The sequence below is a fragment of the Rhodopirellula halodulae genome (genome assembly GCF_020966775.1).
Lineage (GTDB): Bacteria > Planctomycetota > Planctomycetia > Pirellulales > Pirellulaceae > Rhodopirellula > Rhodopirellula halodulae.
The window spans coordinates 580,834-607,416 of the sequence record NZ_JAJKFV010000002.1; the positions used below are offsets into that span (position 1 = coordinate 580,834).

General features: G+C 56.0%; 19 protein-coding genes. 8 read left to right on the forward strand and 11 right to left on the reverse strand.

The window, feature by feature from the left end:
• Positions 1-249 precede the first annotated feature (249 nt).
• The gene (locus LOC70_RS03090) at positions 250-1,146 is read right to left on the reverse strand and encodes a fumarylacetoacetate hydrolase family protein (protein WP_230251754.1); all 897 of its coding nucleotides are present in this window, start codon (positions 1,144-1,146) and stop codon (positions 250-252) included.
• 260 nt (positions 1,147-1,406) lie between these two features.
• On the opposite strand from LOC70_RS03090, the gene LOC70_RS03095 reads away from it, so the two are divergent.
• Entirely contained in the window at positions 1,407-2,225 is an 819-nt protein-coding gene (locus LOC70_RS03095) for a sugar phosphate isomerase/epimerase family protein (RefSeq protein WP_230251755.1), read from the forward strand.
• Positions 2,226-2,304: 79 nt separating this feature from the next.
• Here LOC70_RS03095 and hemQ read toward each other — a convergent pair whose 3' ends face one another.
• Positions 2,305-3,213, reverse strand: a complete 909-nt coding sequence (gene hemQ, locus LOC70_RS03100; protein ID WP_230251757.1) for a hydrogen peroxide-dependent heme synthase — start codon at positions 3,211-3,213, stop codon at positions 2,305-2,307.
• Between the two features lie 126 nt (positions 3,214-3,339).
• Complete coding sequence (locus LOC70_RS03105) at positions 3,340-3,879, reverse strand: hypothetical protein (protein WP_230251758.1); 540 nt, start codon at positions 3,877-3,879, stop codon at positions 3,340-3,342.
• A gap of 525 nt (positions 3,880-4,404) precedes the next feature.
• On the opposite strand from LOC70_RS03105, the gene LOC70_RS03110 reads away from it, so the two are divergent.
• Together LOC70_RS03110 and LOC70_RS03115 are read left to right on the forward strand one after the other, a co-directional pair.
• Positions 4,405-6,447: an ABC transporter ATP-binding protein gene (locus LOC70_RS03110; RefSeq protein ID WP_230251759.1), complete on the forward strand. Its 2,043-nt coding sequence runs from the start codon at positions 4,405-4,407 to the stop codon at positions 6,445-6,447.
• Between the two features lie 152 nt (positions 6,448-6,599).
• A complete protein-coding gene (locus LOC70_RS03115; RefSeq protein ID WP_230251760.1) occupies positions 6,600-8,666 on the forward strand; it encodes a S46 family peptidase in 2,067 nt (688 codons plus the stop codon).
• A 104-nt stretch (positions 8,667-8,770) separates the two neighbouring features.
• On the opposite strand, the gene LOC70_RS03120 is transcribed toward LOC70_RS03115, so the two are convergent.
• Together LOC70_RS03120 and LOC70_RS03125 are read right to left on the reverse strand one after the other, a co-directional pair.
• Positions 8,771-9,037: a hypothetical protein gene (locus LOC70_RS03120; protein WP_230251761.1), complete on the reverse strand. Its 267-nt coding sequence runs from the start codon at positions 9,035-9,037 to the stop codon at positions 8,771-8,773.
• Positions 9,038-9,210: 173 nt separating this feature from the next.
• Positions 9,211-10,515, reverse strand: a complete 1,305-nt coding sequence (locus LOC70_RS03125) for an anti-sigma factor family protein (RefSeq protein WP_230251762.1) — start codon at positions 10,513-10,515, stop codon at positions 9,211-9,213.
• 251 nt (positions 10,516-10,766) lie between these two features.
• Between LOC70_RS03125 and LOC70_RS03130 the strand changes: the two genes are divergently transcribed.
• The 3 genes from LOC70_RS03130 to LOC70_RS03140 all read left to right on the forward strand — a co-directional run bounded on the left by LOC70_RS03130 (position 10,767) and on the right by LOC70_RS03140 (position 14,763).
• A complete protein-coding gene (locus LOC70_RS03130) occupies positions 10,767-11,663 on the forward strand; it encodes a class I SAM-dependent methyltransferase (RefSeq protein ID WP_230251763.1) in 897 nt (298 codons plus the stop codon).
• 135 nt (positions 11,664-11,798) lie between these two features.
• The gene (locus LOC70_RS03135; protein WP_230251764.1) at positions 11,799-12,251 is read left to right on the forward strand and encodes a PEGA domain-containing protein; all 453 of its coding nucleotides are present in this window, start codon (positions 11,799-11,801) and stop codon (positions 12,249-12,251) included.
• Positions 12,199-14,763: a YfhO family protein gene (locus LOC70_RS03140; protein WP_230251766.1), complete on the forward strand. Its 2,565-nt coding sequence runs from the start codon at positions 12,199-12,201 to the stop codon at positions 14,761-14,763. Before LOC70_RS03135 ends, LOC70_RS03140 begins: the two co-directional genes overlap by 53 nt.
• 39 nt (positions 14,764-14,802) lie before the next feature.
• Here the strand turns inward: LOC70_RS03140 and LOC70_RS03145 are convergent, their stop codons facing one another.
• The gene (locus LOC70_RS03145; RefSeq protein WP_230251767.1) at positions 14,803-16,122 is read right to left on the reverse strand and encodes an HD-GYP domain-containing protein; all 1,320 of its coding nucleotides are present in this window, start codon (positions 16,120-16,122) and stop codon (positions 14,803-14,805) included.
• Between the two features lie 143 nt (positions 16,123-16,265).
• Between LOC70_RS03145 and lhgO the strand changes: the two genes are divergently transcribed.
• Positions 16,266-17,549, forward strand: coding sequence for an L-2-hydroxyglutarate oxidase (lhgO, locus tag LOC70_RS03150; RefSeq protein WP_230251768.1), 1,284 nt, complete (start codon positions 16,266-16,268; stop codon positions 17,547-17,549).
• A 19-nt stretch (positions 17,550-17,568) separates the two neighbouring features.
• Here lhgO and LOC70_RS03155 read toward each other — a convergent pair whose 3' ends face one another.
• The gene (locus tag LOC70_RS03155) at positions 17,569-18,672 is read right to left on the reverse strand and encodes a CobW-like GTP-binding protein (protein WP_230251769.1); all 1,104 of its coding nucleotides are present in this window, start codon (positions 18,670-18,672) and stop codon (positions 17,569-17,571) included.
• A gap of 150 nt (positions 18,673-18,822) precedes the next feature.
• Positions 18,823-19,158 carry an ArsR/SmtB family transcription factor gene (locus LOC70_RS03160; RefSeq protein WP_230251770.1) on the reverse strand — a complete coding sequence of 112 codons (336 nt, stop codon included), beginning with the start codon at positions 19,156-19,158 and terminating at the stop codon, positions 18,823-18,825.
• Between the two features lie 114 nt (positions 19,159-19,272).
• Between LOC70_RS03160 and LOC70_RS03165 the strand changes: the two genes are divergently transcribed.
• Positions 19,273-20,724: an O-antigen ligase family protein gene (locus LOC70_RS03165; RefSeq protein ID WP_230251771.1), complete on the forward strand. Its 1,452-nt coding sequence runs from the start codon at positions 19,273-19,275 to the stop codon at positions 20,722-20,724.
• Here the strand turns inward: LOC70_RS03165 and LOC70_RS03170 are convergent.
• The 3 genes from LOC70_RS03170 to LOC70_RS03180 all read right to left on the reverse strand — a co-directional run bounded on the left by LOC70_RS03170 (position 20,705) and on the right by LOC70_RS03180 (position 26,441).
• On the reverse strand, positions 20,705-22,216 hold the full coding sequence (locus LOC70_RS03170) for a DUF1501 domain-containing protein (RefSeq protein ID WP_230251772.1): 1,512 nt from the start codon (positions 22,214-22,216) through the stop codon (positions 20,705-20,707). The genes LOC70_RS03165 and LOC70_RS03170 overlap by 20 nt on opposite strands.
• A gap of 62 nt (positions 22,217-22,278) precedes the next feature.
• A complete protein-coding gene (locus LOC70_RS03175; protein ID WP_230251773.1) occupies positions 22,279-25,863 on the reverse strand; it encodes a PSD1 and planctomycete cytochrome C domain-containing protein in 3,585 nt (1,194 codons plus the stop codon).
• The gene (locus LOC70_RS03180; protein ID WP_230251775.1) at positions 25,860-26,441 is read right to left on the reverse strand and encodes a sigma-70 family RNA polymerase sigma factor; all 582 of its coding nucleotides are present in this window, start codon (positions 26,439-26,441) and stop codon (positions 25,860-25,862) included. The genes LOC70_RS03175 and LOC70_RS03180 overlap by 4 nt, the downstream gene beginning before the upstream one ends.
• Positions 26,442-26,583 lie beyond the last annotated feature (142 nt).

Below are 26,583 nucleotides of genomic sequence, written 5' to 3' on the forward strand. Positions count from 1 at the left end.
CTCGTCGCTTGCTGCGTCGTCGATGCTGATATTGCGAATCAGTCGCATCAATTATGCTTCTTGTACCGTTTATTGCAACGGCGGAGGGGAGCAAATCTCAAGAGAAATCGTCGAATATCACCCCTCGTCAGTAGGTCAGGTCTCACCTGACGTGGGCTTCGATTCCGCATGGACGCTCCACGTTTCCACCGGAAACCGTTCGGTGGAACCGAACCTACGGAATGTTGCAAGTTATTTCCAAGAAACGACTTATGCTTCTGCTTGGCAGGTGTTTTCCAGGCGGCCGATGCCGTCGATTTCCACCACGCAGCGGTCTCCCGGAGCCAGGTAGCGGGGCGGGGTTCGGGCGTCGCCGACTCCCGATGGGGTACCGGTGAAAATCAGGTCGCCGGGACGCAGGGTCATGAATTTCGTCAAATGGGCGATCAACGCTGGGATGTCAAAGATCAACTGCTCGGTGTTGCTGTCTTGCAAAGTTTCGCCATTGATCAGCATCCGGATCGGAAGGTTGCCGGGATCGGCGATCTCGTCGGCGGTGACAACTGCCGGCCCGAGAGGCGCGAAAGTGTCAAAGGACTTGCCCACCAACCACTGACCGCCGGGGCGACCTTTTTGCCAGTCTCGCGAAGAGACATCGTGACCGACCGCGTAGCCAAAGACGCACTGCATGGCGTCCTCGGCCGCGACGTGCCGGCATTCTTTTCCGATGACCACAACCAGCTCAGCTTCGTAGTCGACACGGTCGCTGATGGATGGCAACACGATGTCTTGTCCGTGACCGACCAACGCAGAATTGAACTTGCTAAAGACGACGGGCAACGTCGGCTTTTCAGCGCCGGTTTCAATCGCGTGATCCAAGTAGTTCAAGCCGATGCAAAGAATCTTTTCCGGGGTCGCAACCGGGGGCAGCATGGTCGCGGGAGCATCCATCCATTGCGACGCATCCGGCGTGGGCAAGGCTTTCAGTTCGTCCGATGACAACGCGAACAGGTTGTTGCCTTGCAGCCACTCTTGCTCGGTCGCTTCGTCCAACAAGTCAGCGATGGGACAAACCTTTGGCCGAGGTGCCAACTGCGTTTCCGGTTCTTTGCGAATGGCCAAACGAGTGACACCCGATGATTCAACGTAGCGACAAAAAGCAACCATGGAGAAAGAAACCAGTGAGAGAATGTGCGTTGAGAAACGGACGTTTGATGTTCAATGAATGGCGATGTGCAGAGCATTCTGTTTGCTAGCAAATCGCGTTGTTTTGCTAGCAATACCATAGCGATGAAAACTTCCGACGGGGCATGGCTGCGAAGGCGAAAACGAATCTTTACACTGCGACGGTGCACCGGCATACTCCGATGCCCCGTCCTGTTTGGACCTGACTCGTCCTCTTCGATTCTCCTTTTTACGACCCGTCTATGAACACCTTGGCGATCAACCAATTGTCGACTCTGAGATGGGAATTCGAGCAAGATGCTCAAGCGTATTCCGATCGCGGGTTCGAAGGCATTGGCTTGTTTCGTCCCAAGCTAGACGATCTCGGACTGACGCGAGCCGCAGAGTTGCTCAGCGAAACGGACCTGCAAGTCACGTCACTGAGTTGGGTCGGTGGATTCACCGGCAGTGATGGTCGTGGATTTGACGACGCGGTTCGTGATGCGATGCAAGCCGTTCGTGACGCCGCGGAACTACGGGCGAACACATTGATTGTGTTGGCCGGTGGTCGGAACAACCACATTCGAAAGCACGCACGACGCACGTTGTGTGATGCGTTGTCACATTTGGCGATCATTGCGGAAGAGTTCGGTGTGAACTTGTCGCTTGAACCAATCCATGCGGGATGCGGCGTGGAGTGGTCCTTCGTGAACGACTTGGAATCGACGTTGGAAATCTTGGATTTGGTCGACAGTCCAAACTTGGGACTCGTGCTGGACACCTATCACGTCGGGATGGACGATCGCGTTCAAGACATGTTGCCTCACGTCGTGCCTTTGATGCATTTGATGCAGCTCGGCGATGGTCGACACAGCCCGCTCGGCGAAATGAATCGTTGCTTGCTCGGCGAAGGCTGCGTGCCGATCGAGTCGCTGGTTCACCGCGTGTTGGAACTTGGCTACGAAGGCCCGATCGAAGTGGAAGTCTTGGGCGAAGACGTGGAAGCACTGAGCTATGAATCCGTGCTGGATCACACCAAGTCCTATCTGGACCAAAACGTGGGCCCAGTGAAGTCGAGCTGAAGAAACGACTTCGTTTAGAATGACGTCCGGCGGAACCGGACGGAGATCTTGCTTGAGTTTGAACCGCAAACTCGCGAAATCACAGCAGGCGGCAGTGCTTCAGAATGTCGTCCGCACCGGCTTTGTAACCGACGTAAAACGGACCGAACTCGGCGTATTTCGCGCTCGCTTTATCAAACCGCATCTTGTAGACGATGTCTTTCAAGTATTGCGGGTTGCGACCCCAAAGCGTCACCATCCATTCCCAATCGTCCAAGCCGACTCCCACGGAGATCAACTGGCTGACGCGGCCGGCAAAGGCCATCCCACTTTGGGCATGTTCCGCCATCATCTGATTGCGTTCACTGAATGATTCCATGAACCAGTTGGCACCGGGAACACGGCTTTTGTTCATGGGATAGAAACACGCCGACGGCCAATCCGGGATCTCGGGCTGCAATCGATTGCGGTTCATCATTGGCAGTCGACGTTCGTACGCGGCGACTTTGGCGGCCAACTCGGGTGAGTCGGGAGTGTTCCCTTCCTTGATCAAGCGTTCGCGATATTCTTCGATCGAGGGAACGTATTCGCTGATTTCGCTGACGGAAACAAACGACCAAGCGGGCTCGACCAAGCGGCCGATCCCCGGTGTCATGATCGCTTGATGGATCCCGTCGACCTTGGCCGGATCGGGGTCCATGACCATGATCCCAAAGTCGCACTCGTGGCCGCTGATCCAATACGACGCCAACCGTTCCGGAACGTCATCGCCGCTGGGATGCAACGCGGCCAAGAACTGATCGCGGTGATGAGGTGCGATGGCTCCCTCAAACATTTCACGGCGGAATCGATAGAAGTAGTGCCCGCAGTGCCAACCTTGCTCTGGAATCACGCTGGGCTCGGGCAAGTTGGCGTGTCCGGGACGACCACCGCCGGGACGTCCGACACTGGCGGGTGGACCACCGGCGGAAGCAGCGGGTGGGCGAGACGAGGAGGGGTCGGAACTCATGTTGTCAATCAAGGCGTGGGGAACGGACACGATTCGGTTTTTCTAACCGATTGGGACCAATCGGGAACACACTCCAGTGTAGATCTCGATTGGCGTATTTACAGCGTTTTATCGCAGAGTACCGGTTTAACGCAGGGTCCATTGCAACGAACGATCGCGGTATCCGTGTTGTCGGGACCAATGTCGTTTTCCCTCCGCACCGAAATACCCGTACGAATAGGGCGTTTTCCATTGGGGATAGACGGTCGCGTTGGGGATGGAGGGCCGAGCCTGCGGGTTTTTGACCCAGTGTTCCCCGACACCCAATCGGCCCGGTCCTTTCGCCGACGGATCGTTCTCTACTCCGGGCGGATGAGTCAGCGGGCGAACCGCTTGAGCCGCTTTTTGCCCCGCGTGATGCAGATGCGAATGGATTGGACGATGCGGCTGACCGGTTGGATTTTGCTGGTAGGTGGTGCCATTGGCGGACGGATCGGACACCGGATGCGAAGAGATGGTCTCGTGCATGGTTGTTTCCGGAACGAATGAACCGGAGCGGGCACGAGGACGGGGCGCCTGCTGGGGAGCTTGGATCACAACATGCGGCACTTGTGCGGCCCCAAACCAAGGGTTCGTTCCCGACCAATAGTCCGACAAACCGACCATCGTGTCGGAATGGTGCGACATGGAATCGTTCGCGGACAGTCGCACCGGATCGGGCAGGGGAGCCATCGTGGGCTCCTGGGCAGACGCCACGCAAAAGCAGGCTGTGGCCGCGGCAACCCAGACCCAAAATTGAACGCATCGACGGACGACGGTGCGACTTGGATGGTTCAAGCAGCTAGCCGTCTTCAACGGCCGCCCCGAATTCGTATCGCCCAATTGCATCGGTTTCCCCAGTTTGCGGTGTTGATCCTGACGCGATGATCGCGAATCTGGCGTCCCAGAATCGATGTCACCACTTGTGCGTCCAGTACACAGGTGTGCGTCCAACCCAAGAGTGTTGGGTCCGGAAAGGGGAATCGAAGACTCGAACTCTCCGACGCCAATTTCCCAATGTTTCGCTATCAAACGCGTCGCGTTCATCACAAGGCACGAATCACCCTGGCGGGCAATTCCGGCGGCTTGGTACAAGCGACCCTTCGTAGCCGCGTGCACCCGAAGCGTGTCGCCCGGCCGAAATTTGTTCACTCGCTCGCTTGTTGTGCTTCCATGAAGAGTTTTCGCCGGGTTCTGCGAATATCGCTGCGACGCAAGATGTCCTTGGTGGGCATCCTGTTGTCGTCGTTGGTGATTGCGGCATTGTGGGGCGCGAACATCGGAACGCTTTATCCGATGGTGGAAGTGGTCTTCAAAGGCGATGACTTGCCGTCATACGTCAAAGAACGATTGGCCAGTTCCAAGGAAGAAGCCAACGAGCAGACCGTCAAAATCACGCACCTTCAACAGCAGTTGGCTTCGTTGGAACAACAAGCCACTTCGCCAGACGTGTCTGCGGACGATCCCGCGTTCCAGCAGAAGCTCAGCTCGCTTCAATTCGAGTTGTCGTCGGCTGAACTGGCACGCACCGCATCCGAAAAAACAGCTGAGTGGCTGACTTGGGCAGAACCTTGGGTCAACCGCATGGCACCTCGCGGTGCGTTTCCCACGTTGGTTTTCATTGTGGCCATGTTGGTGGGTGGGACCGCAATCAAGCTGGTCGCCCTGACGATCAACCTGATGTTGGTTCAGTACGTCGCCGAAGGCACGGTGATGGAACTGCGCGAAAAGTACTTTCGAAAATCATTGCACCTGGATCTCGATCACTTTGGTCAAAACGGTTCCGCGAATTTGACCAGTCGATTGACCAACGATGTGGCTCACATTGCGGTCGGTATCAGCACGTTGTTAGGACGCCTGATTCGCGAACCGCTGAAGATGGCGGTTTGTTTGGTTGGTGCCGCGACGGTGTGCTGGCGTTTGCTGTTGTTGGTATTGATCGTTTCACCGGTCATGGCGTTGGTGATGCAGCACCTCAGCCGTGCCATTCGGCGAGCCAGCCGACGCGCGATGGAAGAGATGAGCAGCTTGTACGGCATGCTGAACGATGCGTTCGGTGGCATTCACGTTGTGAAATCGTTCAATACTCAAGCCTACGAACGGGCACGTTTTCGAACCCGCGTTCAAGCCTACTTTCGTCGTTCGATGAAGGTTGCTCTGTACAACACTTTGGCTCGCAGCAGCAGTGAATTGCTGGGTTTGACCATGGTGGGTCTGGCCATCTTGGCCGGTGGATACTTGGTGATCAATCAGCAAACTCACTTGCTTGGCATCCGCATGAGTCCTCGTCCATTGGATGTCGGACAGGTGCTGTTGTTCTTTGGATTGTTGATCGGTGCTTCGGACCCAGCGCGGAAACTATCGGATGTTTGGACATCGCTTCAGCGTGGAATCGCCGCGTCGCATCGGGTGTACGAGATCATCGACGAACCCATTCGCGTCACGGATCCACCCAATCCCGTTCACTTGGACCGACCGCACAAGGCAATTCAGTTCAAAGGCGTTCATTTTCAATATCCGTCGGGACCAATGGTCTTGCGAGGAATTGATTTGACCATTGAGCACGGTGAAACCATCGCGCTCATTGGTCCCAATGGTTGTGGCAAAAGCACGCTGATCAATCTGCTCTGTCGTTTTGATGATCCGCATCAAGGCGAAGTTTGTTTCGATGATGTGCCAATCAATCGATTGCCGACCCGGGATCTACGCCGACGCATCGCATTGGTCAACCAACGGACGGTGTTGTTCGATGACACCATTGAGAACAACATCCGCTACGGAAGTCCCAGTGCGGACGCTCACGACGTGGTGCGAGCCGCGAAAATGGCGTTTGCTGATGACTTCATCCGACGCAAGACTCCCGATGGTTATCAAACGTTGCTTGGCTCGGGCGGCGTTCGATTGTCCGGTGGTCAAATGCAGCGTATCGCACTCGCTCGTGCTTTCCTGCGAGACCCTGACATCTTGATCTTGGACGAAGCGACCAGTCAGATCGACATTGAGAGCGAGCAATTGATCCACCAAGCGTTGGAAACGTTCCTCGAAGGTCGCACGGGAATCATGATTACCCACCGAGCCAGCACCTTGGCGATGACGGATCGGGTGGCCGTGTTGGATCTCGGCCAAGTCGCGGATGTCGGCACGCACCGACAATTGTTGGCCAGCAATTCGTTCTATCGAAGCCTTTGCCACAGCGACATGGCCGACGCGGCCTGACCACTCAGCGGTGGGTCAGGCTCCACCTGACGCCGACTCTTGGAATCGAACGCTCGCCCGGTTGCATGCAGCCGATGCAACGGATGAACTAGAGGAATCAGGATTCTGTCCCCCCTCGTGTTCTGTCCCCCTCGTGTTTTGGATTGTCCAAGATGTTTGCACACGCGCGTCGCTGGTTCTTGTCGGGAAGTTGCATGGTTTTTGCTTTGTCGGGGATGCCAAGTCATTCCCAAGCCGATGAGGGCATGTACCTCTTCAACGACGTTCCACGCGAATTGTTGCGTGAGAAATATGATTTCGAACCGTCCGAGGAATGGTTGCAGCATCTGCAGCTATCGTCGGTTCGATTCAATTCGGGCGGGTCGGGATCGTTCGTGTCTTCCAATGGTTTGGTCCTGACCAATCACCATGTGGCCAGCGAGACCTTGGCGAAACTCAGCACCGAAGATCGCAATCTGATCGAAGACGGTTTCTTGGCGAAGGACTTTGAGGAAGAGCTCAAAGCCCCGGACTTGGAGCTGAATCAATTGATCAGCATCGAAGACGTCACCGACCGGATCAACAAACAGATCACCGCGGGTGACGACGCGGAAGAAGCGGCCAAGCAACGCCGCGCCGCGATCGCAACGATTGAAAAGGAGTCGCTCGACCAAACTGGTCTTCGAAGCGATGTGGTCACCTTGTTTGGTGGAGCGAAGTACCACCTCTATCGCTACAAGAAATACACCGATGTGCGTTTGGTTTGGGCACCGGAAACTGCGGCGGCATTCTTTGGTGGCGACGCGGATAACTTCGAGTACCCGCGATACAACTTGGACGCCACGTTGATGCGAGTCTACGAAGATGGCAAACCCGCGAAGTTAGAACATTTTTTAAAGTGGAACTCCGAACCCGCCAAAGAAGGAGACTTGGTGTTCGTCAGCGGACACCCCGGACGTACCCAGCGGATCTTCACCGTCGAAGCGCTGGAATACTTGCGAGACAAACGACTGCCATCTGTTTTGGATCTGCTGCGACGGAAAGAAATTCTGTTGCAGCAATATGGGTTGGAAGGCAAAGAGGCCGCCCGCCGGGGTCGCGACGAATTGTTTGGGATTCAGAACGCTCGCAAGGCCTACACGGGGATGCTTGCCGGACTGCAAGACCCACAAACGTTCGTCGCCAAACGCGGACGCCAAGATCGGTTGCTGGCGGAACTGAAAAAATCGGATGAGAACGCGTCTCTGGCGGATGCGTGGGCCGAAGTTGCGGCAATTCAAACCGAGAAAGCCGAGTTGCTCGATCAGTCGGTTTCGCTGCGAAGCGAATTGTTTCAAATCGCTTTGCGAATTGTCTTGCTCGCGGAAGAAGACCGCAAACCCAACGCCGAGCGATTGCCCGCCTACACCGAATCCGGTCGTGAATCTTTGTTGGCACAGTTGTTGTCACCCGCACCGATCTACGACGATTTGGAGATGGTGAAGTTGGCGGATGAAGTCGCTTTGTTGTTGGAAAACCGTGGCCCCGAGGACACGATCGTTCAAGAAGTTCTGGCGGGTCGATCGCCCAAGCAAGTGGCGAGTGACTTGGTGACGAAAACGAAAGTCAAAGATGTCGAGTTCCGACAATCGCTCGTCGATGGTGGTCTCGACGCCGTGTTGGCATCAGACGATCCGATGTTGCGTCTGGCTCGCGTGATCGCACCGGAGTATCGCCGAATCGATGAGATCAGCGAACAACTGAGCGAGCGCGAAAAGCAGGCCTATGCCGATATCACCCAAGCGACAACGATGATCGAAGGCACGGGGGGCTATCCCGATGCGACATTCACGTTGCGTTTGGCATTCGGTGTCATTTCGGGCTACGAAGAGCGAGGTGAACGCGTCGATCCCACCACCAATTTCGCCGGTGCCTTCACACATTCCAAAGAACACGAGGGCCAAGAAGACTTCGACTTGCCTGAGTCTTGGATGAACGCCAAAGAGAACATTGCTTTGGACACGCAACTCAACTTTGTCTGCACCGCTGACATCATCGGTGGCAACAGCGGGTCACCGGTGGTCGATCGCGACGGGACATTGGTGGGTTTGATCTTTGATGGCAACATTCAAAGTCTTACCAGCGACTACCTTTACACTGACGTGCAAAGCCGAGCGGTGAGCGTGTCCGGTGTCGCGATTCCGGAAGCACTGCGGTCGATCTACCGAGCAGAAGGCTTGGCTGATCAACTCGGTAACTGAGACCGCGGTAAACGCATCGCACCCAATAAAAAAGCAACGAGTCCGACCAAGTCAGACTCGTTGCTTTTCTTGATGATCGAATTCGTTGTGGTGACGAAAACGAATCAGTCTGTCTTTTCTTCGATCAAGTCGCCTGTTTGCTCAGCGACTTCGCCGGCGGCTTCTTGGATCTCTTCGTTCTGGTCTTGAAGTTCTTCCATTTCATCTTCTGACAGGGCTCCATCGACCTGAGCTTCATTCAGCTCTTCGCGGCCTTCTTGGACCTCTTCGTTGTAGTTGTCGACGGCCATGTCGTATTGGGCTTCATCGCAACCAATGGTGGTCAAGCAAGCAGCCAAAGCAGCGGACAGGGTGAGTGATTTCCAAAGCATGATGGACCTTTCAAATGGGAGTTCGGTGTTCGATACGTCCACCCACCGTCGCATTTCGCGTGCCAATCGTACGGATCTCAAAACACAGGCAATCACGTATGAAAAAGAAAAAAGCCCGCGCGTCTGAGACGCTGCGGGCTTTTTTTGGGGAGAGACTGCTTGTTCTTGAACAACTACCTGATGATGACCAATACCTCGGTGATGAAATCGTTGCCGGTACTGGCGGCTTCTGGTGAGCCCAAAGCGAAGTTGATGCGATTGGAAAACGACTCCGCCTTCACAGGCATGAAATCGCGATTGCTCAGTGCGACGCCCAATTGCTGCAGCGACTCTTTGTCATCCGCGTTCAATTCGTAGGCGACCGCGTCGGCACCCACTGTTTCGTTCTCTTGTTTCCAAGCGATTCCGGAAACCGCGTTGCCCATGGCCATCGACATTCCGACCGAATCAACTGATTCATCGTCCGACAACAGTTCCAAGAACAAACGATCCAATTGTTTGGCGGGACCGCGAAGCAACAGAATTTGATACCGCGTGTCGTCATCCAACGTGACCGATTCACGCGTGGCTTCGATCAATCGTTCGCTGACCAATTGCTTGCTGGACGCTTCCAGACCAGCGGAGGTCATCGCTTTGCGAATTGGATCGCCGGCCGATGCAAACTGGTTTCGCAAACCAGGGTTGCGTGCTTCGGGCGTCAATCGAACGTCATAGACTAAAACCGCACCGGACAGCGTTTGCAGGTCCTTGCTACTTTGGCTGGCGACCATCGATGAAACGTCGGCCGCTGGTACTTCTCGTGCTGTCGTCGGTGTTGGCATGTCATCCGACTGGAGCGACGGTGAGACTGACTCGCCGCCAAGATCTGCCGAAGCGATCATTGCTTCGGGGGCCGTGGTGGGAAGGTCGTCCGAGGCAATCATTTCGCTCGCGGGTTCATCGGCCATAGTTGGCTCGGGAACCACCTGCGGCTGAATCCCGGTTGGTGGATTGCTCGGGTCGGAATCGTTTTGTGCGATGGTTGTCGACGGATCCAAAACAGGATTGTCCGGCGTTGGGCCGGGCACCTGGGTTCGCAGTGAAGCGACGAGCAAACCGGCGGCGGCCAATCCCGCGACGGCAGCGATCCAAGCACGCTTTCCGTAACGGTTAGATTGGGCAACGGCGGCTTCGACGGGAATCGATACTTTCATCTGGCGCAGTGGATGTACTGCGGACAAATCTTCATCGATCGCACGCTGTTGAGCGGCGGCCACGACGCGAGACGCGAAATCGGAAGGGAGGGCTCGGGAGGCGGTTGTGTTTTCATGCAGAGATCGCAACATTTTGCGATCGAGTTCTGCATCGCGAATTCGCTGGGCAAAGTCTGCGTCCATGCGCAACTGCTCGGCGAGCCATTGCGATTGATCTTCCGTCAAACGACCATCCAAATGGTCGCTGATCAGTTGATCGATCTGTTCGGGTGTGGGAGACATCATGCTGTTCTGTTGCAGCGGGAGCGAGGTTTGAAACGTTTCGAACCAACGCAACGCGTCCATGCGTAGAGTTACCTTCTGAGGCAGCTGACCGCCAGTGCGGTCGGACGACCAAACGGTCGAGTGGGCTGTCAAGGTGTCAGATGACCGGTGGGCGGGGAAAGTTCCCAAATTAACCCGAAATCGATCCGTCTGGGGGATTCACCATCGACCGCGACACCATCTTAGGGGCTAATCGAAAGGCTTATCAGCGGATGACGGCCTCCGGGTCGCCCCTGTGCCAGATCGTTTCCGACCAGGAATTGGTCAATCCGCTGAAAACGGTGGACGGGGCCGGGTGGTTGGGTGACGACATCACGGGGGCCAAAGTGCTGTGTTTAGCCGCGGGCGGTGGACGTCAGAGCAGTCTTTACGCGGCGGCGGGGGCTCACGTCACGGTGGTCGATTTGTCTCCGGCAATGCTGGAACAAGACCGTGTGGCGGCTCGCAAGCGCGGCCACCAAGTCGAGCTGATCGAAGGATCGATGGACGATCTTTCGATGCTTCCGGTGGCTCATTTCGACATCGTGATTCACCCCGTCAGCACCTGCTATTTGCCTTCCATCACCGCCGTCTACGCTCAGGTCGCCCGCGTGATTCGTGGAGGCGGCCTGTATATCAGCCAGCACAAATCGCCGACCAGCTTGCAATCGTCGACCCAGCCTCGAACTTCGGTCAATGGATCGCCACGCTATACCATCGAGCACGCTTACTACCGCAATGATCCGTCCGCCAATCCGGCCGGGAACGTTCCGATTTCACCCTCAGACAACAATCCCGTCGCGGCTCGACTCAGAGAGCCCGGGGCGGTGGAGTTCTTGCATCGATGGGAAGAAATGATCGGGGGTCTGTGTCGCTGCGGGTTTGTGATCGAGGATCTGTCGGAACCGCTGCATGCCAAACGCGACGCGGAACCCGGCAGTTTTGCCGACCGTGCCCGTTACATCGCTCCGTATGTCCGCATCAAGGCTCGTCGATCTAAAAACGGGGGTCTCGGGCGTGCGGGACTTCGAAGTGAGGGGGCGGGCGTTGAGTTTTTGGGTGGCGAGTTTTTGGGTGAGGATCCTTCGTCCGAGTCACCCACGCCGAAGCTCTGGATTCCCGAAAACTGACCTAGCTGAGCGAACGTCGCAGTTGTTAGTTCCGATGTTTCCGCGACGCGTGTTTCGATGGCTGATCGATTGGCCGGAACTCAGGGACTCGTGAGACGCGGCTTTCCCACCGGAAACATCGAGTTTCACACGTTGATGCAACGTCATTCCGATCATCGAACGTTCTTCGTGACGCCAACAATTCTGCCACTGATGCTGCTGTGCATGGTTTGGATCGCGGGCTCGGGTTGCGTCCGGCGTCGCATGACCGTCCGGACCAGTCCTCCTGGAGCCACGGTTTCGATCGACAACCAATTGATCGGAACCTCTCCCGCGGCGACTGATTTCATCTACTATGGCACACGCGAGGTCCGCATCGAACGTGAGGGCTACCGCACCGAAGTTGTGCTCAAGAAAATGAAGCCACCGTGGTATCAATTGCCCGTGTTAGACTTCGTCAGCGAAACACTTTGGCCCGGCGAGATTCGTGATGAGCGGATCATCGATATCGAATTGGTGCCCCAAGTGATCGAACCTTCCGAGGATGTTCTGAACCGTGCCGAAGCCCTCCGCAATCAATCGCGTGGCGGCATGGTTCCATCGGGTTGATCCAACCGATCCGTCGGGATTGCCGAAGCAAGCCGATGGCTCGCAAAGCAGTGGGGCTCAGCAAGGTTGCTGGAGTTGGCTGCGTTGCTGGAGTCGGCTGCGTGACGAATGGCCCGTTTGGTTCGGACCTTTGTGCCTGACGTGGTTGCTGTTTGGCACATTGATTGGTCGCGAACGACTCGCCTTTCGTGACGTCAGTCATTTCTACACACCGCTGTATCAATACGTGGGGGAACGATGCGCGGAGCGTCCGCTGTCGTTCTTCTTCCACGCGATGTGGAATCCGCATGATCAAACGGGAATGCCCCTGGCGGGCGAAACCACGACGGCGGTTTTCTACCCGACTCGCCATGCCGTTTATCTCGCGTTCTCACGCGACGATTCGACTTTGGCATTGGCGATTTATGTTTGGCTGCATTTGGTCTTGGCCTCGGTTGCAGCGTATTGGTCCGCTCGAAAGTTTGGTTGCCAGCCCGCTTCGTCGGCGATAGCTGGCTTGGCCTATCCGTTGTCGGGTGCGGTGTTGTTTCTGACGACCAACCCTCCGTTCCTGGTCGGTGCCGCATGGTTGCCGCTCGCGATGACGTCGCTAATCCATCGTGAAAGTGGAAGTTGGAAACTCGCCGCGATTTCGCTGAGCATGATGGTTTTGGGAGGCGATCCACAGACGGCGCTGCATGTGGTCATGATGGCCGGGCTTTGGATTGCGACACAAATTGTGCTCTCAAATTGGCAACGACATCGCGAGAGACGTCCGTTGTCCAAGTCGGTCCAGTGGTTTGGACGTGTCGTGGCGGCCAGCTTGTTTGCGGTGATGTTATCCGCACCTCAAATCGCATCGTCCGTCGCATGGGCATCACAAAGTGGTCGCGTCGCGGAGACCCGATCGGCTTCGCAAACCTTTGCGTTCTCGGTGGGGCCATGGCGTTGGGCGGAACTTGCCTTCCCGAATGGTTTCGGATCGCCGTGGCCCATCCATCACCGTTGGGATCGCCCCGCGTTTCTTGGTGAGTTTCGTTGCTTCGATGCGTTGTGGACGCCATCGTTGTACGTCGGGACCGCGGTGTTCGTCTTGGTTGCTCACGCGGTTATTGGTGGCCTAGTGAAACGTTCCACGAACACGGTTTCGTTTTGCGTGATGGGTGTCTTCGCCGCATTTGCAGCAATGGGATGGTACGGTCCGTGGCATGCGCCCTATCAATGGTTGGTCGATGTGGTGCCGGGGTACGATGCGTTTCGATATCCTTCCAAGTGGTTGCCAGTTGTCGCCTACGTCGTTTCTATGTTGGCCACTTTGGGAGCGAAACAGTGGCATGAGACAAAGCAAAGTCAGCATCCCGTTTCGCGTACGTCGCCAGATTCGCAACCGAGGATCGGTCATCTGTTTCGCGAACTTTTTGGCCAGAAAGCGATCTGGGTCGCTGGGCCGCTGATCGTTGGTTTGAGTGGCTGTGTTTGGCTCACGTTGGCATCCATCGAAACGACACCGATTGATTCTGTCTGGGGACCCTTCCAAATGGAGCGTGCTTGGACCGCGTGGCTGTTGGCAGCAATCCATGCTTGGATGGTTTTTGTCATGGCGATGGCGATTCGGTACGCGGGCCAACTCGGGGTGTCGCCGAGGAAACTCGGTTGTCTTTGGATGTTGCTGGTCGCGACGGATTTGGTTTGGGCACAACGCAGTCTAGTACCGACGATCAACTTGCAGGCCGAGCAAACCGCGTGGGCCGCTGCGTCGATAATCATCGATCCGATCTCGGGAACTCGCCGTTGGATGCGGATGGGCGATTCCTCGGAGTTTCCAAAAAGCTGGTCCGAGTCATCGGACGCCGAGCGACTATTGGCCCTGGAAGTTCATGATCGATGTCGTTGGCAAGGACGTTGGCACTTGATGGAGCACCAATCGGTCTTCAACAGTTTGGTGTCGATCCGTCCGGTCGCGATGGATCGGTTCTGGGGCGTCGCATTGACTGAAAATGAGGAACTCAATTGGCGGAACCTTTCCGCTTGGTTGGGCGTCGGCGGTTCCCGATCCAATGGCGGCGATACTGAGACTTGGGCCATCAAGTCAACGCGACAGCATTCCTTTGACGAGGTCGAAACGGAGCATCGTTTCCCATGGTCGGAACGCATCGACCTCGCATCGCGGTTGGGTGAAAACGCGAATCGTATTGCGCTGGAAGAAGACGCGATTCAAGGAGGTGCACCGGGCCTGATCTTTGTCTCGCGTCGCATTTATCAAGACGGAGGATGGCGCGCGGAGGGGCTTCGGATGGACGGCGCAATACAGGACCGTTCTGAACCGGTCACGATGCGGGTGTATCGGGCGGATGGAGTTGGGCAGGGCGTTTGGTGCCCGCCGGGTGATTGGACCATTCGTTGGATCTACGATCCGTTTTGGCATCGTCCCGCCTGTGGGCTGGCGGTGGTGACGTGGGCGTTGATCGTCGCATCGCTGTTCAGGCGAAAGCGTTTTGCAGAAACGAAAAGTGAACGGGCAACGATCTGCTGAGGCTCGGGAGGACACAAGGACCCGAACCCCAGCAGACCGTCAAGTTTCTTCGAAGAACAATTCGTCGGCGGGATTCCAGCGGATGCGTTGCATCGCCTCAATCGACAATCGGCCTTGGTTGCGTTGCGGGTCACACGCGGGAGCCACCACCTCGTTGGGCGTTTCCAACAGATCGACCCGTTCACCATCCGAGCTTTGCAGCACAGGGCAAGCGTAACCTTCGATGGGACGACGAATGACATCGGCCCATTTTCCATTGGCCAACTCAACGCGACTTCCCAATGGGAACAACGACTTCGTTCGAAGGAATGCGTGAATGACTTTGGGATCAAAGATTCCGTAGCGAGCTTGGTGCAGGATGAACCCCAGGGCGTCATGCGGCACCAACGCTTTTCGGAAGCTGGTCCCGATGGTCAAACGCAGGTAGGTATCGCAAACATTCAGGATGCGAGCGTATTGATGGATCCGGTTGCCTTCCAATCCAAACGGATAACCGGTGCCATTGAATTGCTCGTGAACCTGTTCAATGGCCAGCAGCACCGAGTGCGGTATGTCGGAAACTTCACGCAAACTGTTCGCCGAGACGACGGGGTGTTTGCGATATTCCCATGTTTCTTCTTGTGATAGCGGAGGACGCCCCGGAACGCTGAGTGCCGCGTCCATGGTGTAGAGACCGATGTCATGCAGCAAACCAGCCATGCCGATTTCAAGCACCGACGGGCCGTCCAAGCCAAGTTCCGTGCCGATGGCCATTCCCAGCACGCCCAATTTGACGCTGCGATCGGTCAGCGACATTTCCGTATCCGCCGCAACCACATCGCCGACGGTTTGGTCATGGTCATCGACCATCGCGGAAGCAAACGCACCTGACAAATCAGACAACGCTTCCACGGTTTGCATCTTTTGTTCGGTCAACGCCAAACGAATTTCTTCGAACCGGGTCCGCGCCAATTGGACGTGCCCTTTGAGCACCTTGCGACGTGAGACGTCGATGGGCTCGTGATGACGATTGACCAGAGCATCCTTCAATGGCACGCCCTTGCGCCACTTCGTATGATCCTGACCATTGGTATGGTGGCGTTCTTTGGGACGCACCGGTTTTGGTTTTGGCTTGCCGCCACCACCTTTGTTTCCCGAGCGAAGGTTTTCGGCTTCGTCCGCTTTAATCGCCAGATCTTGGATGCCGCGTTCACGCAGACCCTCAATCACTTCTGGCGTGATTCGGGTGCCGGTTCCCAACAGCAATCGGCCGACCTCATCTTCAATCGGCGTGCGGCAGATCGCACCCACTTGAAGGTCGTCGACAGAAACAAGAACAGTGTTCTTGCCTGGATTCGCTTTCAGATTAGTAGTACTCATTGTGTGCCCAGTTCATTTCCTCTCCGGTGTGGAGTGAGATCGAGTGAGTCCATCCCAATGCTGCCCATGCACGGGGAACTCGTCCGACATATCAAATGTAGGTTTCAATTTGAGCTAGGGACCCGGAATGAAGAACTTTTTTTATGTGCTACACAGCATCTGAATCGTGCGATTTGGCCGTGATTGGGGGGGGAGTCGTTGGCCTGGCCACCGCGATGACGTGGCTTCGTCGGTTCCCTGGTCAACGAGTCGTTGTGCTGGAAACGGAGGATTCTGTCGCCGCGCACCAGAGCGGTCACAACTCCGGCGTGATTCATTCCGGGATCTACTATCAACCCGGCAGTGAGAAAGCGTTGCTGTGCCGAGAAGGCAAAGCCAAGCTGGAATCGTTTTGCACGGAGAACGCGATTCCCTGGGAAAAATGCGGGAAAGTCGTGGTCGCAACCGACGAATCCGAGGTCGAATCGCTCGAACGAATCATCTCACGAGCTGCCGCGAATGAGGTCCCTTTCCGCCGGATCACCACCGACGAGCTGCACAAAATCGAGCCGTCAGTGGCGGGAGTGGAAGCCATCGCGGTCCCCGGCACCGGCATCGTGGACTACCGCCAAGTTGCACTGGCCTACCGAAATCACATCCAACAGGCCGGTGGCATCGTGCGATTGAACTGCCCGGTGCGGACAGTGTTCACGGAGGATCGTGAAGTTCGTTTGGATTGTATTGATCACGCGAATCGAAGCGAACGAAGGGAGTGTCGGGCCAAATCGGTGATCGCATGTGCCGGGCTGCACAGCGATGAGCTCTTTCACCAAACGCGAAAACAGGTGGAACAGGGCATTGGGCTTGGAGGAGTGAATGGATCGGGTGACGTTCGGATCGTCCCCTTTCGCGGTGAGTACTACATGCTGCGACCAGAGAAACGTGGACTTTGCCGGCATCTGATTTACCCGGTTCCGGATCCGTCATTTCCGTTTTTGGGCGTCCATCTCACTCGCATGATTGATGGCAATGTCGAGTGCGGTCCCAATGCGGTGTTGGCACTGGCGAAAGAGGGTTACCGGTGGCGCGATATCGATGTTCGATATTTGCAACGAACATTGGGTTACCGTGGATTCCTTCGTTTGGCGCAGAAGCACTGGCGCAAGGGGCTCGGCGAAATGCACCGTTCGCTCCGAAAGTCAGCCTTCACGCATGCCCTGCAGCGCTTGATCCCCGAACTGCGATCGTCTGATCTCATTCCCGCTCGCGCCGGGGTCCGAGCCCAAGCCGTGCGAGACAACGGCGAGTTGGTGGATGATTTTTTGTTCGAGTCCACCCCGCACATGACTCACGTGTTGAACGCACCCAGCCCGGCTGCCACGGCGTCACTTGCGATCGCAGAACGTGTGGTTGAGAAACACTGCCACGATTCGGGCGTGTCCATTTGATCAGGACTCCGACAAAGACTCACTGAACTCGGTAGGTGGGCTCGGGGCGTCCGGGGCGGAAACTGTCGAGCTGAGTTGTTTCCGTGGTGGCACCCAGTCCGTTTGCGATCTTGTCGATTGTTTGCTGAACATCTTCCGCAAGCGATTCGGGAGCCAAACGCACTCGCGCGTTGATGATGGCCGTGGCGTGGGTGGTGTTCACTTCGGAAGCGATCGAAAGCACGGTTTCGGAATCACTATCGATCAAGTTGGCGACGCTGACCGTGTCACCATTTGACTCGTCATTGCAGAGCACCTTGAGGTGACCGGGTTCGGCACCCGCGGCGAGAAAGCGTTGCCGCAATTCTTCGATGATGTTGACGCTGAGCGAATCCAACGCGAATGGTTCTCTCGAAGTGAACTGAACCGTTGCATTCAGCCAACCCAGTTCCGCTTCGCCGTCGGCGTACACGTCGTAATCGACTTCCATCATCGATTCGCGATCCGACGCAATGCCTTGATAGGTTTCAAACAGTGCGTCCAGGTTTTCTCCGGTTTTGGCCGACAAGGGAATGATCTTTCGTCCGGGATACTGCCGATTCAGTTCGTCCGTCAGCAGTCGCAGGTCTTCCTGTGAAAGTTCATCCACGCGATTGATCAGGATTACTTCTGATTCTTCGAGCTGCTTGCGAAAGATGTATTCGGCCTTTTCGCTGAAGCCACCGCCGGTTCCGGTGAGAATCTTTTTCCCGTGGTTGGGCTTCAGCACGACGGCGTACGGACGATGCACAAACTTTTCGCCCAGTCGCTGCATCATCGGCGCCGCGATCGTGGCGATTAAATCGGTGCAACTTCCCACGGGCTCCGCCAAGATCACATCAGGACGCTGACGCGTTTCGAATTCTTCCATGGCATTGGTCAAACCATCGAAGTTGCAACAGAAACAGGAACCGGCCACTTCATTGACTTCCAAACCTTGGCTCTTGAGCAATTGCGTGTCGACCAAACCGGCGGCTTGATCGTTGGTCACCACGCAAACGTGCTTGCCTTCCGCTTGCAATCGTTTCGCGAGCCGGCTGATCAGAGTTGTTTTTCCGGCACCCAAAAAGCCGCCGATCATCACAAATTCAATGGGCTGCGTCATCGCGAATTCTCCGTGCAAAATGGTTGGTAGCAGTCGCGAATTAACGGAACCAGGTGCGACTTGGAATGAACATTCTGACAATCGTTAGAATGTCAGTCAATCAGATTCGCGGTGCCGACACGTGGTGGTGATGGTCGGTGTCTGGGTGAGTCAGTTGGCGTCGGGATTCATCGGGCCCATGTCCACTTTGCAACAACCCAGATTCAAGGAGCTTTGCTTGGATTTGCCGCGGCCGTTTAGCATCCCGTCTTTAAGCGAATAGTAGATGTACTTGCCTTCGCGTTGCGTCTGCACGAGATCAGCATGAAAGAGGACCCGCAGGTGGTGGGAAACCGTGCCGATTTCTTGCTCGACCAACAACGCCAGATCCGAAACGCTCAGCGGCCCGGTTTGCAGCGCGCGAACGATCTGCAGACGAAGTGGATCACCGAGGGCCTTGAAGTAATCGGCACACTGAGACGAGTCAGATGGATTGAGCGAATTCATGATTGTGAAGGAATTGGAAATTCCCGCGAAAATTCGTGCTGAACAGAGATTCTATGAGCCAGTCGGAAGAGGTTCATCCATGGTAAAGGAAGTTTGCCGGACTAGAGTGGACGCATGTCCCGCATGGTCGTTAACGAGACCGCCTTCGACGAAATGAATCGCGAATTGGTGGAGTCGACACCCGCACCCGAGTCATCCACCGGAGTGTTGCAGGGACTGTTTGCCTTGGCGATTCCCCTGTTGTTGATTCTAGCCGCCGCGCTGAATCCATTGGATCAGTCGGATGCGACGCCGGCCGGTTCTGCCGGCGCGGGGCTCACGTTAGAAGTTGCACTGAAACTGCTGTTGGCGGCGAACGTTGGCCTGGTGGCATTGGCGGGCTGGTTGTTGTGCCCGCCGGTTCGTCAACGATTGGCTCGGTTTCCTGGATCGGTCTTGGTGATGCTGGGTGTCGTCTTGTTGGGAACCAGTGTCGTTGCCTATACACCGGCGGCCAATGTGTCGCGGGCGGCTTCGCTGATCAACGGTTTCTACATTGTCTTCGCTGCGGTTGCGTTGCATTTTCTGACGCTGCAACAAACCATCCGGTGTGTCTTGATCGGATTGGTGATTCACTTGGTGGCCGCGTGGGCTTTGTACTGGATGGGTGGTGACACCGCGGTCTACGAAGAAGAGTTTTCGCAGACGCTGATCGTCGAGCGGATGGGCAGCACCGCTCACCCTAATTCTCTCGGTCGCATCGCAACCCTGGCGATCGTCACGTGTTTGTCCCTTTGGCGAATTCGAACACGGCCCATGCGACCATTTGATTTTGTCTCGCTGGGTTTTGTTTTCGTGATTGCCGCGGCAACCATTTTGGAGACCATGAGTCGCACCGCCGCGGTTGCCTGTGCCGCTTCCGCTTTGGCAATCATGAGCGACCGTCTGTCCAATCGGCGAGGCGTGGCGCTTTCGCTGTTGGCGGCCATGACCATCTGTTTGATTGTTCTGTCGATCGGGTTGTTGTCCGAGGGATCCGATGTGGGCAGCCGCGTCGTTGCGGTGGGGACCAAAACAGGGGATGTGGATGAATTGACTTCCGCGACCGGGCGGACTGAAATCTGGGCAGAGGCCATTCGATTGATTGCTCATCGCCCTTTGACCGGATGGGGTTTGAACAGTTCGCCGCTGTTGATGGAAGACTATTCACACCACACGCACAACTTGTTGTTGCATGCATTCTTCTCGGCAGGCTTGTTCGCGGGTCTGTGCATGGCCGTGTTGATTGGATGGACGATCTATCACGGATTCACCGTCGTCGACCCGTTGTTTCGCGGCATCGCGGCTTACATTTGTGTCTCAGGTTTGTTTGAAGACACCGCGTTTGAAACGTTCCCTTTCGCGTCCACGTTGCTGTGGATGTTGGTGCTGTTGGCTGCGGCAGATCAGAGAGCAACGGATCAGCGAGCGGCGGATCTCGCGACGGACGCGGACGCAAACGAAGACGAGGAGCTCGTCCAAACTCACGCGACGGGGATCATGCAACCGGGGACCACGCCACCAGGAATCACGCAATCAAATCCTTGATCACATGAGCTTCTTCGACTCCAGTGAGTCTTTGACTGAGGCCTCGGAATTTGAAAGTGAAACGTTCGTGATCGATGCCCAGCAAATTCAACACGGTCGCATTCAAGTCGCGAATGTGCACGGGGTTTTCGAGAATGTTGTAGGAGAACTCATCGGTCTTTCCGTAGTCGTAACCTGACTTGACGCCGCCGCCGGCCATCCAGGTTGTGAAGCAACGTCCGTGGTGGTCTCGTCCGGAACTCGGGTTGTCGATTTGGCCTTGGCTGTACACGGTGCGTCCAAATTCGCCGCCCCAAATGACCAGCGTGTCCTCCAACATGCCAAGCCGTTTCAAATCGGTCACCAACGCCGCGGAAGCCTGATCGACGTCCTTGCACTGTCGCGGCAATTGATTGCGAATGGCAATGTGTTGGTCCCATCCGCGATGAAACAATTGAATGAACCGAACACCACGCTCAGCCATTCTTCGCGCCAGCAAACAATTTGCCGCGAAGGAACCTGGCCGACGTGCCTCTTCGCCGTACAGCTCAAACGTGGATTCGGGCTCATCGGAAACATCCGTTAGGTCGGGCACCGAAGTTTGCATTCGGTAGGCCATCTCATAGGCCTCGATGCGAGCGAGTGTTTCTGGATCACCGGTTGCTTCGGAATGCATTTGATTCAATTGACCCAAGGTGTTCAGTAGTTCCCGTCTCGAGTCACGGGAGACACCCTTGGGGTTCTTCAGATACAACACCGGATTGGCTCCCGGACGGAGCATCACACCTTGATGACTGGAGGGCAGATAGCCGCTTCCCCACAACCTGGAAAACAGCGGTTGGCCAGGGTTCTTTCCACTGCCTTGGCTGAGCAACACCATGTACGCGGGAAAGTCCTCGTTCTCGGATCCCAATCCGTAGCTCAACCAAGCCCCCATCGATGCGTGGCCCATTTGTTGGGAACCCGTGTTGATGTAAGTTACCGCGGGGTCGTGGTTGATGGCCTCCGTCCACATCGATCGGACAATCGAGATGTCATCCGTGATGCCTTGCAAATGCGGCAGCAGATTGCCAATCCAGGTTCCATGCTCCCCGCATCGTTTTCCGCCCCAAAGTGGTTTGACCACAGGAAAACTATTTTGACGCGACGTCATGCCCGTCAATCGTTGTCCGCCACGAACGGAATCGGGCAAGTTCGTTCCGTGCAACTGTTCCAGTTCGTCTTTGTGATCGAACAAATCGATGTGGCTGGGACCGCCGGATTGGAACAGATAAATGACCCGCTTGGCTTTGGGGGCAAAGTGAGGCAGTCCTGGCATTCCTCCCGACGCAATCTTTGACGGATCGTTTTGAGGTGACGTTGGTGGTGACGCGGTTTGATTGGATGCGTCGGAGGCCAACAGTTTTCCGAGTGCCATAGCACCCAGTCCCGCCGCGGTGCTGCTGAACAGTGCACGTCGAGTCATCCATTGCGATTGACGCAAACCGACTTCGTGGAGCAAGGATCGATTCATGATGGATTGGGAAATGGTGGGGAGCGGGTGAACGTGATAGAGACGTGGATTCAGAATGCGGATTAGAGCCGCGTCAATGTTTCGCTGAGATTCAACATCAAGCTGGCGACTTGCATCCACGCTGCGTGTTCGACGGGATCCAATTGTTCGGATCGAGGCGACTCGCCGACTGAGATCGCTGCCGCCGCATCGTTGGGCGATTGGGAAAAACGTTCTCGCTGCGAAAGCAGGAACTGTTTCATGGCAGACTGTTCCGCAGGTTTTGCAGCTCGCCCCAGAACGATCTGGTACGCTCGCTCGACACGTTCCGAGTCCGTGTCGTCACCCGTCAACAAACGCTCGGCCAACGCTCGTGCGGCCTCGGCGAACTGAGGATCGTTCAATGTGACCAACGCCTGGATGGGAGTGTTGGTCGCGCCTCGCTGCATCACACACATCTCTCGGCTGGGTGCATCAAAGGCGGACATCGCCGGGTGCGGGCTGGTCCGTTTGACGATGGTGTAAAGACTACGTCGATAGAGTTTCTCGCCGTGGTCTTGAACGAAGACTTGTTTGGTTGCGGGCGTGCTGCCGAAGTGACTGACTTCTTTCCACAACGCGGGCGGTTGATAAGGTTGCACGCTGGGGCCACCAATTCGTGGAACCAACAATTGACTGACCGCCAATGCTTGATCGCGAATGAACTCGGCGGGCAAACGAAAGCGAGGTCCGCGGGCCAGCAGCCGATTTTGGGGATCCAGTTCCAATTGTTCCGCGGTGGCGCGCGATTGTTGTCGGTAGGTGGCGCTGCCGACAATTTGTCGGATCAGTTCCTTTTGATTCCAACCCGATTGAACGAACTGAGTCGCCAAGTGATCGAGCAATTCCGGGTGACTTGGATATTCGCCTTGCGAGCCAAAGTCCGCCGACGTCGCAACCAAACCCGTGCCAAAGAACAAGGCCCAAAGGCGATTGACCGCAACGCGAGACGTCAGCGGATGTTCCGGGGCAATCAACCACTTGGCCAGATCCAAACGGGTCGAACTTTCGGACGATAGTTCCGGCAGCACGCGTGGAACCTGCGGCGTCACGCGATCGGTCGGCGAATCATATTGCCCGCGATCGAGAACGAACGTCTCCCGTGGTTTCGTTGCGGTGTTCATGACCATGGTCGAATGAGCCGCCGTCAGGACGTTCACCCTCTCCTCCAAATTCGCAACTCGAACACGAAGAGGCCTTAGCTCGGGGCTGTGCTTACGAAACGCTTGCAGAACAGTCGCTCGCTTTGCATCGTCCCAGGTGGCCGGTTCCTCTTGGATGGCTGCAATCAAAGAGTCCGACCAACGACTATCGGTGTCGTTTCCGGTGAAAGGTTGCACTTGCCATTGAAACGGCATCGACTGATTCTGACCGAACACCAATAGGACACTCATGAATGGCGTTTGTTTCGGATCAATCGGTCGGTCAAACGTCAGCGTCAGATGTTGTTCTGTTTGGCCATCGGCTGGTTGCCACCAAAGCGAGTTGTCTTCGGTGAGAACGGAATCGGCGGGATGTCCTTCGGGTTGGCTGCTTGCCGTGACCTGGTCAAAAGCAACTTGGCTGTGATAGTCGACTTGTTCCGCCGGTTGCTGAGTGGCCGAAACCAGAATCGTGGTGACTTTGGGAACGGAGCCTGCAAACGGCGTCAAAGCCATTTGTGGCGGGGTCGGTTCCTTGGTGACATCGTCGGTCTTCTTTGGCGGTAGTTCACGCGGTTGAAAGACGATTCGCAGACCATGGATGGGTAATTGAGAGTCTTCGCCGGTTGCCAATCGAAGCGAATGGCTCATTCCGTTCAATCCACCACTGGGTTGCTCAATCGTTACTGTTCCGTCAGGCGAGAAATCAAAGTCGCCGCGCATGTTGGGTGACGAGACGTCTTGCAACTCAATAGGAACCAACGCGAATTGGTCGCCGCGATTTTGTTCTGTCTTTCGTTGTTGCTTGAGCCAGCGATCCAGTCCCTCAGTGGTGGTTGCGAGCTCGTCATGGAGTTGTTGCAGTTCCGTTTGTAGCGATTCAAGTTCATCGGTTTTCAGGACGGTCTGAGCCTGCATCTGCGGTGCGGCGTTCCGACCAGCGTTGCCATCCAACCCACGATCCTCAAGCTCATTGAAGAAGGCAAAGAACTCGTAATATTCCCGTTGTGAAATAAGATCGTACTTGTGGTCGTGGCATTGAGCACAACCCATGGTCAATCCCAGGAACACTTCGCTGGTCGTCTTGACTCGATCCGCCGTGTAGTTCGTGAGGTTTTCTTCTGGGATCGTGCCGCCTTCATGGGTGATCATGTGATTGCGATTGAATCCCGTTGCGATTCGTTGCGAGGCGGTCGCGTTGGGCAACAAATCGCCCGCCAATTGCTCCATCAAGAATTGATCAAATGGCATGTTGTCGTTGTAGGCTTGGATCACCCAGTCTCGCCACAGCCACATGTGCCGACCACCGTCGATGGAATAGCCGTTGGTGTCCGCGTAGCGAGCTTGATCCAACCAAGGCAACGCCATGCGTTCGCCAAAATGTGGTGACCGCAACAGTCGGTTGACGGTTTCCTCGTAAGCGGGTTCACCGTCAGGCTGATAATCGGATACGAAACGCTCCACCTCATCGGGCGATGGCGGCAACCCGGTCAAGTCCAACGTCAACCGACGAATCAGGGTACGAGGATCAGCTTCGGGTGAAGGCACCATGCCGGCTTCTGCCAGTCGCTGAGCCACAAATCGGTCCAAGTCGTTTCGAACCCAATTCGAATCGGAGCCTTCCTCTTCGAAGTCGACCTGCGGCACTTTCGGTTCAGCCGGCGGGATGAACGCCCAATGGCCTTCATAAACGGCACCTTCTTCGATCCAGCGTTTCAGGAGAGTTTTCTGCTCCGCCGTCAGAACCAGATGCGACTCGGGTGGCGGCATCAGCAGGTCAGGGTCGTCGCTGGTGATGCGATTCCAAGCCTCACTGCTTTCCAAATCGCCGGGCACGATCGGCTGGTAGCCACCGAGGTCTTCTGTGGCTCCTTCCAGTGTGTCCAGACGCAGGTCTGCGCGACGACCATGTTCGTCGGGTCCGTGACAATGAAAGCAAGTTTCCGAAAGAATTGGGCGGATGTCGCGGTTGAATTGCAAGGGCCGATCCTTCGCCGATTGGACTTCTGGGATGGAAGCCACGGTCAATGCCGGATGGTTCATCGAACCAGTCGACTGAATGACCTTCCAAGGATTGGGCGAACGGCGAGATGGCACGTTACCTGCCGCCGCATTGGGAGCTTCGATCGCAGCGGTTGTCGTAGGCCTCGGATCGGAAATGTTGACGGACGCCACACGGATCGGTGATGTCACGAAACTGGACTGCGGCGCGATCACTCCCACGACCACCACCGCGACTGCGGCGACGCTCCATGTCAAGAAATGACGAAAGGTGGTGGGATCCGCTTTTGCGACTGTGGTGACGTTCCGATCAACCTTCGAAGTTGAGTTGGACAACGCCTGCACTAATTCGCACGCGTCCAAGTATTGATCGAGCGCCTCCGGTTCGGTGAGCAAAAGCTGACGCAGCTCTTCCGCGGTGTCTGTTGTCAATTGACCCGATAGATGATCGGACAGCAGGATATCCAGTCGTTCCTGAGAACTCATTGGGCTTCTGCGATTTGATGAGGAAGGGAATGCAGCGGAGGATTGGGTTCCGCATCGTTGATATTCGCGTGAGATCGAACGCAGCGAATCAGTTGTTGTCGAGCTCGATGAAGCGCTTGCCCGATCGCATTGGGGGTGCGGTTTCGGGAAACGGCCAGGTCGTGAAGGCTATGTCCATGTAAATAAAACTGTTCCACCAATTCGCGTTGATGGTCAGGCAACTTGTCCAAGCAATGATTCAACTGGTTCCAGTTCAATTGTTGTTGGTCCTGCTGCATTCTTTCGCGATGTCGCTTTTCGATCACCTCATGCAGACGGTCGTCGACCAGCATCACGGACTTGGTGGTTGCCGCTTTGCGTGATTGATTGCGATGATGGTTGCAGGCAATTTGGCTGAGCCACGCATTGAAGTTGGTGTTCTCAACGTACGAGTCTCGCTTTTCCATCGCGGTCACGTTGGCCGATTGCAGCAAGTCCTGCGCAGCATGCACCGAACCGGTGAGCCGGATTAAATATCCGAGCACCGGTTGTTGAGCCTGCTGAAGCAGCGTTTCGAATTCCGCTTGCGAATCTGCCAAACCTGGGGTCTCCACCAAGAGATGTCTCCAACAACAGCCGTTTTACTCGGAATCTTGGGACTTTTCCCGAATCGGTCGGCACACCATCGGGTTGTGGTGAGCGATTATGCTGCTGCGTTCCCCCTCCTTTCCTTCCTACCTT